Source organism: Streptomyces sp. TAA040, from assembly GCF_000424845.1.
The window spans coordinates 132,051-145,771 of sequence record NZ_AUKR01000008.1 but is presented as its reverse complement, the minus strand read 5'-3'; the positions used below and the strand labels follow the sequence as shown (position 1 = coordinate 145,771).

The 13,721-nt window shown below is 74.1% G+C and carries 11 protein-coding genes and 2 pseudogenes; 9 read left to right on the top strand and 4 right to left on the bottom strand.

The genetic code is table 11. The features are described from left to right. Window positions 1–2 precede the first annotated feature (2 nt). From H300_RS0108740 to H300_RS0108725, 4 genes and pseudogenes are all read left to right on the top strand, one after another. Window positions 3–2,399 carry a molybdopterin cofactor-binding domain-containing protein gene (locus H300_RS0108740; RefSeq protein ID WP_028427129.1) on the top strand — a complete coding sequence of 799 codons (2,397 nt, stop codon included), beginning with the start codon at window positions 3–5 and terminating at the stop codon, window positions 2,397–2,399. Window positions 2,400–2,608: 209 nt separating this feature from the next. After that, window positions 2,609–4,037, top strand: a pseudogene (locus tag H300_RS29945) (NCS2 family permease); the annotation flags it as partial. Window positions 4,038–4,078: 41 nt separating this feature from the next. Continuing rightward, complete coding sequence (locus H300_RS0108730) at window positions 4,079–5,275, top strand: XdhC/CoxI family protein (protein ID WP_028427127.1); 1,197 nt, start codon at window positions 4,079–4,081, stop codon at window positions 5,273–5,275. 137 nt (window positions 5,276–5,412) lie between these two features. Next, window positions 5,413–6,006: a lytic polysaccharide monooxygenase gene (locus tag H300_RS0108725; protein WP_028427126.1), complete on the top strand. Its 594-nt coding sequence runs from the start codon at window positions 5,413–5,415 to the stop codon at window positions 6,004–6,006. A 73-nt stretch (window positions 6,007–6,079) separates the two neighbouring features. Here H300_RS0108725 and H300_RS0108720 read toward each other — a convergent pair whose 3' ends face one another. The 4 genes and pseudogenes from H300_RS0108720 to H300_RS0108705 form a co-directional block, all read right to left on the bottom strand. Continuing rightward, window positions 6,080–7,276: a MarP family serine protease gene (locus H300_RS0108720; RefSeq protein ID WP_028427125.1), complete on the bottom strand. Its 1,197-nt coding sequence runs from the start codon at window positions 7,274–7,276 to the stop codon at window positions 6,080–6,082. A gap of 211 nt (window positions 7,277–7,487) precedes the next feature. Next, window positions 7,488–8,510, bottom strand: coding sequence for an endonuclease/exonuclease/phosphatase family protein (locus tag H300_RS25805; RefSeq protein ID WP_078515822.1), 1,023 nt, complete (start codon window positions 8,508–8,510; stop codon window positions 7,488–7,490). A gap of 128 nt (window positions 8,511–8,638) precedes the next feature. Then, window positions 8,639–9,465, bottom strand: a pseudogene (locus H300_RS25800) (thiamine pyrophosphate-dependent enzyme); the annotation flags it as partial. A 35-nt stretch (window positions 9,466–9,500) separates the two neighbouring features. Then, entirely contained in the window at window positions 9,501–10,433 is a 933-nt protein-coding gene (locus H300_RS0108705; RefSeq protein ID WP_028427123.1) for a hypothetical protein, read from the bottom strand. 409 nt (window positions 10,434–10,842) lie between these two features. Between H300_RS0108705 and H300_RS25795 the strand changes: the two genes are divergently transcribed. The 5 genes from H300_RS25795 to pucL all read left to right on the top strand — a co-directional run bounded on the left by H300_RS25795 (window position 10,843) and on the right by pucL (window position 13,612). Then, window positions 10,843–11,178, top strand: a complete 336-nt coding sequence (locus H300_RS25795; protein WP_486583666.1) for a YkoF family thiamine-binding protein — start codon at window positions 10,843–10,845, stop codon at window positions 11,176–11,178. Continuing rightward, the gene (locus H300_RS0108695) at window positions 11,175–11,555 is read left to right on the top strand and encodes a helix-turn-helix domain-containing protein (protein ID WP_028427122.1); all 381 of its coding nucleotides are present in this window, start codon (window positions 11,175–11,177) and stop codon (window positions 11,553–11,555) included. Before H300_RS25795 ends, H300_RS0108695 begins: the two co-directional genes overlap by 4 nt. A 152-nt stretch (window positions 11,556–11,707) precedes the next feature. Further along, on the top strand, window positions 11,708–12,220 hold the full coding sequence (uraD, locus tag H300_RS0108690; protein ID WP_028427121.1) for a 2-oxo-4-hydroxy-4-carboxy-5-ureidoimidazoline decarboxylase: 513 nt from the start codon (window positions 11,708–11,710) through the stop codon (window positions 12,218–12,220). After that, window positions 12,217–12,645, top strand: a complete 429-nt coding sequence (uraH, locus tag H300_RS0108685) for a hydroxyisourate hydrolase (protein ID WP_028427120.1) — start codon at window positions 12,217–12,219, stop codon at window positions 12,643–12,645. Before uraD ends, uraH begins: the two co-directional genes overlap by 4 nt. A gap of 7 nt (window positions 12,646–12,652) precedes the next feature. Beyond that, window positions 12,653–13,612, top strand: coding sequence for a factor-independent urate hydroxylase (gene pucL, locus H300_RS0108680; RefSeq protein ID WP_028427119.1), 960 nt, complete (start codon window positions 12,653–12,655; stop codon window positions 13,610–13,612). The last annotated feature ends 109 nt before the right edge of the window (window positions 13,613–13,721 follow it).

Sequence of the window (13,721 nt, the reverse complement as noted above, 5' to 3'; positions counted from 1 at the left end):
CCATGGCCGAAGTCACCCGCACACCCACCGACCTGGTGCAGGGCAGCGGCGCCAAGGGCGGCATCGGCGAGTCCACGCTGCGCCCGGACGGCACCCTGAAGGTGACCGGCGAGTTCGCCTACGCGTCGGACATGTGGCACGAGGACATGCTGTGGGGACACACTCTCCGCAGCCCGCACGCGCACGCCGGGATCGTCTCGATCGACACCGCGGCGGCGCTCGCCCAGCCCGGTGTGCGCGCGGTGCTCACCTACGACGACCTGCCCACCGATGTCCGCACCTACGGTCTGGAGATCCAGGACACGCCCGTCCTGGCGCACGGCCGGGTGCGGCACCACGGGGAGCCGGTCGCGATCGTCGCCGCCGACCACCCGGAGACGGCCCGGCGCGCCGCCGAGAAGATCCGGGTCGAGTACGCCGAACTGCCCGTCGTCCACGACGAGGAGTCCGCGACCGCCGCGGACGCGCCGGTGCTGCACCCCGGCCGGGACGACCACCACGCCGCCCATGTCGCGCATCCCAACATCGTGCACCGGCAGCCGATCGTCCGCGGCGACGCGGCGGCGGCCGCCGCCCGGGCGGACGTGGTCGTCACCGGCGCCTACGAGGTCGGCATGCAGGACCAGGCCTTCCTCGGCCCGGAGTCCGGACTCGCGGTGCCGGCCGAGGACGGCGGCGTCGACCTGTACGTGGCCACCCAGTGGCTGCATTCCGACCTGCGGCAGATCGCGCCCGTCCTGGGACTGCCGGCGGAGAAGGTGCGGATGACGCTCTCCGGGGTCGGCGGAGCCTTCGGCGGCCGGGAGGACCTCTCGATGCAGGTCCATGCCTGCCTGCTCGCCCTGCGGACCGGCCGGCCCGTCAAGATGGTCTACAACCGCTTCGAGTCGTTCTTCGGGCACGTCCACCGGCACCCGGCCCGGCTGACCTACGAGCACGGCGCCACCCGGGACGGCCGGCTCACCCACGTGCGGTGCCGGATCGTGCTGGACGGCGGCGCCTACGCGTCCGCCTCCCCGGCGGTCGTCGGCAACGCCTCCTCACTGTCGGTGGGCCCGTACGTGGTCGAGGACGTCGAGATCGAGGCGCTGGCGCTCTACACCAACAACCCGCCGTGCGGAGCGATGCGCGGTTTCGGTGCCGTCCAGGCCTGCTTCGCCTACGAGTCGCAGATGGACCGGCTGGCGGCGGAACTGGACATGGACCCCGTGGAGTTCCGCCGGGTGAACGCCATGTCCCAGGGCACGCGGCTGCCGACCGGGCAGGAGGTGGACTCGCCGGCCCCGGTCGCGGAGATCCTGCGACGGGTCAAGGCGATGCCGATGCCCCCCGAGCGGCAGTGGCAGACCGGCACCGAGGAGCAGGGCACCACGGCCGACGTCCGGGCGCTGCCCGGCGGGCTCTCCAACACCACCCACGGCGAGGGCGTGGTCCGCGGGGTCGGCTACGCGGTCGGCATCAAGAACGTGGGCTTCTCCGAGGGCTTCGACGACTACTCCACCGCCAAGGTGCGGCTGGAGGTGATCGCCGGCGAGCCGGTGGCCCTGGTGCACACCGCGATGGCCGAGGTCGGCCAGGGCGGCGTCACGGTGCACGCCCAGATCGCCCGCACCGAGCTGGGCGTCACCCAGGTGGCCGTCCAGCCCGCCGACACGCGGGTCGGTTCGGCCGGCTCCACCTCCGCGTCCCGGCAGACCTACGTCACCGGCGGCGCCGTCAAGCACTCCTGCGAGCTGGTCCGCGAGCGGGTGCTGGCACGGGGCCGTGACCGGTTCGGCACCCACCACCCGGCCTGGGCGCAGGCGGAACTGCGCTTGGAGGGCGGCACGGTGGTCACCGAGGGCGGCGAGGTGCTGGCCTCCCTCGCGGACGTCCTTGAGGGCGGGGCGATCGAGGTCGAGCAGGAGTGGCGGCACCGGCCGACCGAGGCCTTCGACCTGCGCACCGGCCAGGGCCGGGGCCACGTCCAGTACTCCTTCGCCGCACACCGCGCGGTGGTGGAGGTCGACACCGAGCTGGGCCTCGTCAAGGTGGTCGAGCTCGCCTGCGCGCAGGACGTCGGCAAGGCGCTCAACCCGCAGTCGGTCGTCGGCCAGATCCAGGGCGGCACCACCCAGGGTCTGGGGCTGGCCGTGATGGAGGAGATCGTCGTCGACCCGAGGGCGAAGGTCCGCAACCCCTCCTTCACCGACTACCTGATCCCCACCATCCTCGACACCCCGACGATCCCCGTCGACGTTCTCGAACTGGCCGATCCGCACGCGCCCTACGGAGTGCGGGGCGTGGGCGAGGCGCCGACACTCTCGTCCACCCCGGCGGTGGTGGCCGCCATCCGCCAGGCCACAGGCCTGGCTCTGTCCCGGGTGCCGGTCAGGCCCGAGCACCTCACCGGCACCTGAGAACCGGGGCGGTCCGCCGCCCGCCCCTGCCACGGCCGGGAGGGCCCCGGCCGGGACCGGGCTCCGGTCCGCCCGCTCCGTGCGCCCACCGTGAGGCGCACACGTCCGTCCCTCGTTCGTCACGGGCCGACTCCCCGCGTCGTGCATCCCCAATCCCGTACCGGCGAACGTCGGACGGGTGTCCCTGTGAACCGTGGGAGTTGGCACACATGGCGCAGTCACAACGGGACCCCGGGTCCCCGGCGGGCGCCCCGCCCGCCGCCCCCGGAACCGCCGCGGGCAGAAGCCGGCTCGCCCGCTCTCCACATCTCCGCGCGCGGTTCGACCGTGGGCCGCGAGGTGCGCGGCGGCGTCACGACCTTCATGGCGATGGCGTACATCCTGCTGCTGCGCCCGCTGCTGCTCAGCGTCGAGGACGTCAACGGCGACACCCTCGCCGCCGGAGCGGTGGTGGCCGCGACGGTGTTCGCCGCGGCCGTCACCACCCTCCTGACGGGGTGGTGGGCAAGGCGCCGCTCGCGCTGGCGGCCGGACTCGGCGTCTCCGGCGTCCCGGCCACCCAGGTCGTCCCCGGCATGGCTTGGCCGCGGGCCATGGGGATGTGCGTGATCTACGGCGCCGCCGTCATGCTGCTGGTGATCACCGGCCTCCGGGAGCGGATCACGAACGCGATCCCGAGAGGCCTCAAGCACGCCATCACCATCGGGACCGGCCTCTTCGTCGCGATGATCGGGCTGGAGAAGGCGGGGTTCGTGGGGCGCGGCCCGGAGGGCGGCCCTCCGGCCACCCTGGGCACCGACGGGCAGCTCACCGGTTGGCCGGTGCCGGCGTTCCGCCTCACGCTGCTGGCCGGGCGGGTACCCGGAGCCATCCTGATCGGCATCGGCCTCGGCACGGTGTTCTCGCTCGCCGTCACCGCCCTGGTCGGCGCGGGGCACGTGGACTGGGGGCTCGCCAGCCCGTCGATCCCGGACAGTGTCGTGGACCCGCCGGACTTCAGCCTCTTCGGGCAGATCGAGCCCGGCGGGTTCGCGGCGCTCGGCGCCACCACCGTCACCATGATCGTCTTCACTCTGGTGCTGGCCGGGTTCTTCGGCGCGATGGCGACCATCATCGCCGTCGGGCAGGAGGCCGAGTTCGCCGACGACAAGGGACGGATGCCCGGCCTGAACCGGGCGCTGCTGACCGACGGCGTCGGCGGCGCCACCGGCGGGATGTCCAGCGCCTCGGGCCCGACCGTGTTCATCGAGTCGGCCAGCGGGGTCGGCCAGCGGGGCCGGGACGGGCCTCTCCGCCGTGGTCGCCGGGCTGATCTTCGCCGCGATGCCGCTGTTCACCCCGCTGGCGCAGGTGGTGCCCGGCCAGGTCGCCACCGCCACGCTGGTGGTGATCGGCGCCATGATGATGCAAAGCGCCCGGCACGTGGACTGGCAGGACCGGTCCGTGGCGATCCCGGTCTTCCTCACCGTGATCCTGATGCCGTTCACCTTCTCCCTCCTCAACGGCGTCGCGGCCGGTGTGATCGCCTACTCCGCGATCAAGCTGGCCGAGAGGAAATGGCGGGAGCCGGGCCTCTTCATGTGGCTGCTGACCGCGCTCTTCGTCTTCGACTTCGCCTTCAACCGCATCGGACACTGGCCCCGGCCGGTACCGGTTCCGCGGCTTCGAGAGGAGACCCCGTGCTGGACATCGCCGCAGAACTGGACCGGTGGTGCGCGCAGGGGCGCGACTTCGCCGTCGCCACCGTGGTGGGCACCGACGGCAGCGCCCCGCGGGGGATCGGTGCGGCGCTCGCCGTCGACGCGGACGGCACCGCCATCGGCTCGGTCTCCGGCGGATGCGTGGAGGGTGCGGTGTACGAGCTGTGCCGGGAGGCCCTGGCGACCGGTGAGCCGGTCACCGAGCGCTTCGGCTACAGCGACGAGGACGCCTTCGCCGTCGGCCTCACCTGCGGCGGCACCCTGGACGTGCTGGTCGACCCGGTGCGCGGTGGCGCCACCGGATCGGCGGGCGCCACCGGCACGGCCCGGGCCGGTGGCGCGGGTACGCGGCGCGCCGCGCTCGTCGGAGCGCTGGCCGCCGCGGCCGGGGGAGGGGCGGCGGCGCTGGTCCGGACGGTCTCCGGCCCGCCCGAGCTGCTGGGGCGGTCCCTGCACGTGCGCCCGGACGGCACCGTCGACGGGTCGCTCGGCGGCGCGGGCCTGGACCGGACCGCCGCCGCCGAGGCACGGGCGCTGCTCGACGCGGGCCGCTCGACCACCGTGGAGACCGACGCGGACGGCGGCCGGTGCGGCACCCCTGTGGTGCTGCTCGTCGAGGTGTCGGTGCCACCGCCGCGGATGCTGGTCTTCGGAGCGATCGACTTCGCCGCCGCCCTGGTGCGGGCGGGGGTGTTCCTCGGCTTCCGGGTCACCGTGTGCGACGCCCGTCCGGTCTTCGCCACGGCCGCCCGCTTCCCGGAGGCGGACGAGGTGGTGGCACAGTGGCCGCACCGCTATCTGGAGTCCTGCACGCTCGACGGCCGGTCGGTGCTCTGCGTCCTGACGCACGACGCCAAGTTCGACGTGCCCCTCCTGGAACGCGCGCTGCGGCTCCCGGTCGCCTACGTGGGCGCGATGGGGTCCCGGCGCACCCACCTCGACCGGCTCGCCCGGCTGCGCGAGGCCGGTCTCACGGAGGGGGAGCTGTCCCGGCTCCGCTCGCCCGTCGGGCTGGACCCGGGAGCACGGACGCCGCAGGAGACCGCGCTGTCCATCGCCGCGGAGATCGTCGCCGCCCGGCACGGAGGGTCCGGGCTCCCGCTGACGGGTGTGCACACGCCCATCCACCACGACGGTGCGGCGCCCCTGCGGGGGCGGCTCGGCACGTCGGCGTGAGCCGGGCACCGGACCGAAGCGCTCCGGTCCGGCCCGCAATTGGTCTGGACATGTCGAACGGTCGGCGCTAACTTCTGAGTTGGTCCGGACCACGCGCGCTCTCCGAACTCCCCACGTTCTTCAGGCAGGAGCGAAGCATGCGCAAGAAGCTCACCGCAGCGGCAATCGCCTTGGGTATCGCCGGCGCGACCGCGGTCGCCACCGGCGGTACCGCCTCGGCCCACGGCTACACCACCTCGCCCGTCAGCCGGCAGATGCACTGCAACCAGGGCACCGTCAGCAACTGCGGCGGCATCCAATGGGAGCCGCAGAGCGTCGAGGGGCCCAAGGGCTTCCCCGGCGGCGGTCCCGCCGACGGGCAGATCTGTTCCGGAGGCAACGGCCGATTCGGGCAGCTCGACGACCCCCGGGGCGGGAACTGGCCCACCACACAGCTCAGCGCCGGTCAGAACCACACGTTCAGCTGGAAGAACACGGCGATGCACCGCACCACCGACTACCGGTACTACATCACCAGGAACGGCTGGAACCAGAACCGGGCGCTGACCCGGGCCGACCTGGAACCGGCGCCGTTCCTCACCGTGTCGATGGGCGGACGGCAGCCCGGCACCACGGAGAGCCACACCGGCAGGCTGCCCAGCGGCAAGTCCGGTGACCACGTCATCCTGGCCGTGTGGAACGTGCACGACACCGCGAACGCGTTCTACGCCTGCTCCGACGTGCGGTTCTGAGGCGCAGCACTCCGGCCGGTGAGAGCCGGTGGGGCCGACCGGCGGTTCCGCGGGGACCGCCGGCCGGCCGCGTTCAGAGCGCGGAGCGGTTACCGGTGTCCACCGGCTCGGTGGACGCGTTCCCCTGCTCGGCGGCCTCCCGCACCTGCTCCGCGGTGAGCGCGTAACCCGTGCCCGGGTCGGTGGCCGACCGGGCGAAGACGACGCCGTACACCTGGCCCTCCGGGGTGAGCAGCGGCCCGCCCGAGTTGCCGGGGCGGACCGTGGTGCGCAGCGAGTGGATCTCCCGCGTCACCATGCTCGAACCGTAGATGTCCTGCCCGCGCGCGTCGGTGCGGCCCGCGACGGTCGCCGCCCGCAGGTCCAGCCCGCCGTTCTCCGGGTACCCGGCCACCACGGCGGGCGACCCCCGGGACGGTCCGGAGGCGAACGCCAGAGCCGGAGCCGCCAGCTCGGGGACCCGCAGCACGGCGACGTCCGTGTCGGAGTCGAAGTGCACCACTGTCGCGGACAGCCGGGGACCCGTTCCGCCGACCTGCACCGTCGGTTCGTCGACTCCGGCCACCACGTGCGCGTTGGTCATCACCCGCTTCTCGGCGTAGACGAAGCCGCTGCCCTCCTGGCCCTGCCGGCCGCCGTCCACCTCGGCGATGCCCTGGACCTTGACCGAGCTGCGCCGCGCCGCCTGCGTGGCGGCCTCGGTCACCGAGTCCCCGGACGGCTCGGCCACCCCGGTGACCGGTTCGTTCTCGAAGGGGTTGAAGACCTGCGGGAAGCCGGCGGTGGTGAGCGCGCCCGTCGCCCGGCTGAACCAGGTCGGCGCCTGCTCCGGCATCCGCTCGTGGACGCCCCGCAGCACGGTGGAGTCCCGGATGGCCTGGTTGAAGCCGAGTGAGGGTGAGGTCACCAGCGCACTCGCCGCCACCCAGGAGACGAGCAGCACCGCGACGGCGTTGGCCAGCGCACCGCCGACGCCGTCCACCCAGCGCACCGGGGTCCAGGTCAGCGAGCTGCGCAGCCGCCACGCCAGCCGTGCCGCGAAGGCCTGGCCCGCCGCGGCGGGCAGCAGCACCGTGAGCAGTCCCACCAGGGTCGCACCGGTGGTGCCCCGCTCGACGGAGTCCAGGGTGAACGGCAGCAGCCACACCCCGATCACCGCGCCGCCGACGAAACCGGCCAGCGAGACCAGCCCGGCCACCAGCCCGCGGCGGTAGCCGGACACCGCGAAGGCCAGTACCGCGAGCAGCAGCAAGGCGTCGAGCAGATTCACCCAGGTCCCCTTTCACCGGTCGTTCCCACGGGCCCGTTTCGCGGAGCCTCGGCTGTAGGAGAACGCACCCGGACCGCCACCTGGTTCCCCGTACGACCGGAGGCATGCATGATCGCCCGTCCGGGCGGGTGTCCGGCGGCGGCGGCCCGCGCACCGCTGCGGCGGAGGGGAGCCCGTGCCACGCCCGCGGAGGCGCCCGGGCCGCCCCGGGTCAGTACACCCGGATGTCCGCCAGCAGACCGCGGTGGTCGGTGTCCGCCAGGTCGACGAAGCGCAGCCCGACCGGCACCAGCGAACCGCTCACCAGGATGTGGTCGATCTGGGCGCCCAGCGAGGGAGCGGTACGGGCCGGCCAGGTCGGGGTCCGGGAGTGGCCGAGCAGCCGGGCGGTGTCCCGCAGGCCGGTGTCGAGCACGTCCCGGAAGGCCGCGTGGTCCTGCCCGGCGTTGAAGTCTCCGGCGAACACCGTCCGCATCCCGCCGCGGCTGCGGGCCACCTCCCGCAGTTCCGCCAGTTCCGCCCGCCACACCGGGAGCGAGTCAGGCATCGGAGGCATCGGGTGCACCACCTGCACCCGCAGGTCCACCCCGCCGAGATCGGCCACCGCACTCGGCATCGCCAGCGTCGCCGGGATCTCCCGCTCGTCCCGCAGCGGGTACACGCTCAGCAGCGCGGACCCCTCGGCCGGATCACTGCCGGCCAGCACCCGGTGGGGGTAGGCCCGCTGCACCTCGGCGCCGGAGAGCGCCGAGGCGCAGCGGCGGTCGCACTCCTGGACGGAGACCAGGTGCGGCCGTTCCCTGCGCAGGGTCTCCAGCAGTCCCTCGGTCGCGTTGCCGAATTCCAGGTTCACGCTCAGCACCCGCACCTGGGCCTGCGGCTCGTCCCCCGGGATGGTCAGCGGGGGCCCGTACGGCTGGAGGAACCAGCCGGTGCAGGCCAGCGCGGCCAGTGCCCAGCCGACCAGCAGCAGTCGGCGGGCCAGGGCCGCCGCCGCCAGGGCAAGCCAGCCGGGCACCATCAGCCACGGCAGGAACGCCAGCAGCTGCGGCAGTGGCGGCGGGCCGTCCACGTCCAGCGCCCTGGCCAGCAGCGGCGGGCTGACCACCAGGAGGAGGAGCACGGCGACGCGGGTCGCGAGCGGACGCCGCCGCCGTCCGGCCGACGGGCCGACGGCGTACGGCGGGGCGGGCCGTTCCGGGCCCGTGGTGAGTCGCGTCTGCCCCGTGTGCACCCCATGATGATGCCGTACCCCCGTCCTCCCCCGCGGGAGGCCCCTCCGGGGGAGCGCGCCGGTGCCGTCGCCCCGCGGCTCCGCGTCGTGCGCGCCACACGCCGCGCACGACGGTTGACGGGGGCCGGTCAGCCGGGGATCCCGAGGGCGGTGGGGACATGGCCCGGCTCGGTGGCCAGCTCCTCGCACTCCTGCACCGTGTCGATGCCGCCGCTCATCGCGATGTCGGTGATCCGTTCCAGGATGACCTCCACGACGACCGGGACGCGCCGCTTGGCCGCCAGCTCCCGGGCCTCCTCGAAGGCGGGCAGCAGCCGGTCGGGCTCGGTGACCCGGAGCGCCCGGCAGCCCGGGCCCTCGGCGACCCGGACGTGGTCCACCCCGTAACCGTTCAGCTCGGGGGCGTTGAGGTTCTCGAAGGGCAGGTCGACCTGGTAGTCCATGTCGAAGGTGCGCTGCGCCTGCCGGACCAGCCCCAGACAGGAGTCGTTCACCAGGACGTGCACGCAGGGGATGCGGAACCGGGCCGCCACGGCCAGCTCCTCGATCATGACCTGGAAGTCGTGGTCGCCGGACTGCGCCACCACGGTGGCCTCCGGCTCCGCGATGGCCACGCCCAGTGCCGCCGGGACGGTCCATCCCAGCGGGCCGGCCTGGCCGCAGCTGATCCAGTGCCGCGGCCGGTGGACGTGGAGGAACTGGGCGCCGGCGATCCGGGACAGGCCGATGGTCGACACGTACGGGTTCCTGGCCCGAAGGCCCGGTTCATCTCCTCGTAGACGCGCCGCGGTCTGAGCGGCACGTCGTCGAAGTGGGTGCGCCGCAGCATGTCCGCCTTCCGTCGCCGGGTGGCGGAAGCCCATGCCGGGCGGTCCGGCAGCCTCCCGGCGTCCCGCAGCTCCCCGCCCACCTCGACGAACAGCTCCAGCGCCGCGCCCGCGTCCGAGCCGGCCCCGGTTGCGGCCGGCTCAGGCCCCGGTTGCGGCCGGCTCAGGCCCCGGTGCGCAGCAGGGTGTCGGCGGCCGGATTGACCGGCTGGGGCGTACCGGTGAGGTCCAGGACGAACAGGGGCAGCGCCAACGCGTCCGCTCTGGCCCGCGCCTCGCCCGTGAAGCCCGCCAGCGCGAAGCACACCGGCGCCGAGGACTCGTTGAGCCCGTTCAGCCACAGCGTCTCGATGGCCCGCAGTCCGCTGTGCGCGGTGGTCGGATCGACCAGCGCGACGACGCCCGTGCCGCGCAGATCGACCCCCGACGCCGGGCGGGCGTCGGCCGCGCGCACGTCGGTGAAACCGAGCCAGCGCAGGAAGTGCCCAGCCGCCAGCACCACGTCCCGCGCGGTCCTGATCGTCATCGGACGAAACTCCGGCCGGGTGTCCGGCGGGTCAGCGGGACGGCTCTCCGGAGAGGGCTCCGGGCGGGGCGCCGCCCCTGCCTCGCCGGTCGCGCTGCCCGCGGGAGCGGGCGGCCCCGGCTCTCCGGACCGCCCGCAGTCCTCGGGCGGCCAGGACGGGTCGGTGGGCCCTCCCGGCCGGCTGCGGGCCGCGGAACGGCCGCCGCCGTGCGCGGTGCGCCGGCGCGGGGAGCGGGTCGCCGGATGCCCCTCGTACCCCGCGCCTGCGGCGGGGTCCTCCGCCGGGCCGGGGGACGGGTCGGAGCCCGCGCCGTCGGCAACCGGCAGGCGCAGCAGGGCCCCGCAGTCGCAGCCGAGTTCGGGATGCGGCCAGTCCTCCTGCCGTCCGCACGCCTCGCAGCGCACCGAGACCCAGGAGTCCGCCCAGGTACGCCGCCGCACTTCGGTCGGGGTGGCGTGCGGAACCAGCAGCGGACGCACCGGCGCACCGCACGGGCAGGGGTAGGCCGGTGGTGTGTAGGCGTGCTCGCGCTCGCATGCCGGACAGTGCACCGGCACGTTCTCCGTCATCTGTGCCCTTCTCGCCGCTCGCCCTGCTGTCCCCGATGGCGGCCGGACGGGCAAGCGGCCCCACCGGCTGCTTCCCATGTTCCCCGAAACGGGCGTACGCCACGTCGACTGAGGCACATTTCGCCGTGCGGGTTCTGTGCAGGCGGGCCCGAGGGCGGCGGAGGGTTCCGGGTGGCGGCGCCCGGGCGCGACAGGAGTTGTCGGCGCCGCCACCCGGAAGTGCGGGTCCGGGGCGCGGCGGGGCTGCGCGGGGTCTGTGGGGCGGGCCTCCGCCGACCTTGCTGCCGGAGAGGCTGCCAAGGGGAGCGGGGACGGGTGTCCGCGACGGAGTGCGTGCGCGGCCCGGCGGTGCGGACGGTGTACGGGTTCGGGGGGTGGCGCCGGCGGGGCGCCGGGGTACTTTTGGCCCGTGCGATTGAATGTGGAGTTCACGACCGAGCCGTTCGACCTGGACGAGGCCCCGCCGCACGCCGTGGTGGCGCGGGAGGTCGTCCAGGGTGCCGCGCTGGACACCATGGACGTCGGCCCCTTCGGCAACAGCGCCGAGGGCCCGGCCCCTGCCGTGCTCGCCGCGGTGGGCGAGATGCTCCGCAGGTCGCTGGAGGCCGGTGCCACCCGGGTCTCCGTCCAGGTCAACGTCCTCCCCGACGCGCCGGGGCCCGGGGCTGTGCCGGGTGGGTCCGGGGCCGCGGCTGACGCGGGCGCCGCGCCCGGGCCGGGTGACCGGGGGGTGGCGGGGGCATGACGGGGCCGGTGCCGCACCCCTTCGCCGCGGCCGTGCAGCCGCTGGTGGACGCCCTGGGCGGCCGCGTCGTGCCGCCGGAGCAGGCGGAGGGGGACGATGTCGTTCTCAGGTGGGAGGGCGAGGAGGTGCTGGCCGTCCGGCTGCCGCACCTCTCGGACTCCCTGGACCATCTCCTGCTGGACCTGGAGCGGCGGCACGGGAAGCCCCTGCGGGACCTGGACCGCCGGACGAAGCAGTCCGTGGTGCGGGTGCTGGAGACGCGCGGCGCCTTCTCGGTCCGGCACGGCGTGGAGACGGTCGCGGGTGCCCTCGGGGTCAGCCGTTTCACCGTCTACAACTACCTGAACAGGGAGAACGCGGCGAAGGGGCAGTCCTGAGCGCCGGTTCGCCCCGGCCCGCCTGCCTCGCCGTCGTCCGGATGTCGGGCGGAGCTCTTTTCCCCGACAGACTTTCAACAAACTGTTGACGTCGTGTTCCCGGGCGGTTTAGCTGTTCCCGTCGGCAGCGCACCACAGCCCGAAAGGATCCCGTGAACACGTCGTCCGCCCCGGGCCCGGCCCGGCTCAACGTCGCCGGCGCGCACGAAGCCCGCGCGCTGCTCCGGGAGGTGTGCGCCTCCACTGCCTGGGCGGACGGGCTGCTCACCCGGCGCCCGTTCGCCGACGAGGCGGCGCTGCTCGCCGCGAGCGACGCCGCGACTGCGGAACTCGACCCGGCAGGTCTCGCCGAGGCCATGTCCGGCCATCCCCCCATCGGCCGCCCGCAGCCGGGCGACCCGGCCTCCTCCCGGGAACAGCGCGGCATGGCGGACGCCGACGCCGGACTCCGGGAGGAGATGCTCGCACTCAACCTGGCCTACCAGGAGAAGTTCGGTCATGTCTTCCTGGTCTGCGCGACCGGCCTGACCGCCGAGCAACTGCGTGACGCGGCCCGCGCCAGGCTCGGCAACACACCGGACCGGGAGCGGGAGACCGTCCGCGCCGAACTGGGGAGGATCAACCGCATCCGCCTCGCCCGCCTCTCCGAAGGAGACCGTCGATGAGCGCCGCATCCGCCCCCGCCGTCTCGGTGTCGACGCACATCCTGGACACCAGCCTCGGCCGCCCCGCCGGCGGGGTCGCCGTCACGCTGGAGGTGCGCGGCCCGCGCGAGGAGCGGGGCGGCGGGAACCAGACCGGCGGCGAGCCCGTCTGGACGGCGCACGCCGCCTCGCGGACGGACGCCGACGGACGTTGCAAGGACCTGCCGGCGCTACCGGCGGGCACCGCCGAGGCACGGCTGCACTTCGCGGTGGAGCCGTACCTCTCCGACAAACGAGCCGAGGAACAGCAGGACGCCCCCCGCTCAAGGGACAGCGGCGCGTTCTTCCCGGAGGTGGCGGTCGTCTTCGCCGTCGAACCCGGGGAGCACTACCACGTGCCGCTGCTGCTCAACCCGTTCGGCTACTCCGTGTACCGAGGGAGCTGACACCCCGATGACAGAACGCACCGGTCCTGCCCGTCCCGCCACGCTCGGCCGGAACCAGTACGGCAAAGCGGAGAACCGCGTCGTCCGGATCACCCGCGACGGCGCCACCCACCACATCAAGGACCTCAACGTCTCGGTCGCGCTCTCCGGCGACATGGACGAGGTGCACTACTCCGGGTCCAACGCCAACGTGCTGCCGACGGACACCACCAAGAACACGGTGTTCGCCTTCGCCAAGGAGTACGGCGTCGAGTCCGCCGAGCAGTTCGCCCTCCACCTGGCCCGCCACTTCGTCGCCTCACAGGAGCCCCTCACCCGGGCCCGCATCCGCGTCGAGGAGTACGCCTGGGACCGGATAGCGAGGTCGTCCGAGGGCGGGAGCCCCGCCAGCGGTCCCGAGCAGCCCGCTCACTCGTTCGTGCGCAGCGGCCGGGAGACCCGAACAGCGCAGGTCACCCACGACGGCGAGGGCTGGGAGGTGCTCTCCGGGCTGACCGGACTCACCGTGCTGAACTCCACCGACTCGGAGTTCTGGGGCTACGTCAAGGACCGCTACACCACGCTCCGGGAGACCTACGACCGGATTCTGGCCACCTCGGTCACCGCCGTGTGGCGCCACCGCTGGGACGGTGCCGGATCGGAGGCGCCGGACTGGGAGGACAGCTACGCGCAGACCCGCCGGCACATCCTGGAGGCCTTCGCCGAGAGCTACTCGCTCTCGCTCCAGCAGACCTTGTACCAGATGGGTTCCCGGGTGATCGAGAACCGCCCCGAGACGGACGAGATCCGTTTCTCGCTGCCCAACAAGCACCACTTCCCGGTCGACCTGGAGCCCTTCGGGCTCGACAACGACGTGGCGGACGGTGCCGTCTACCTCGCCGCCGACCGCCCGTACGGGCTGATCGAGGCCACTGTCCTGCGGGACGGCGCCGAGGCGCGTATCCCGGCCGACCTGACCGACCCGTGACGCCTCGGGCCCCGCTCCGGCCCCGGAGCGCCATCGCCCCCAGCGCCATCGCCCCCGACGTCCAGCCGTCCGCCGCCCCCGCGGGCGGGACCCGCACCCCGCGGGCGGA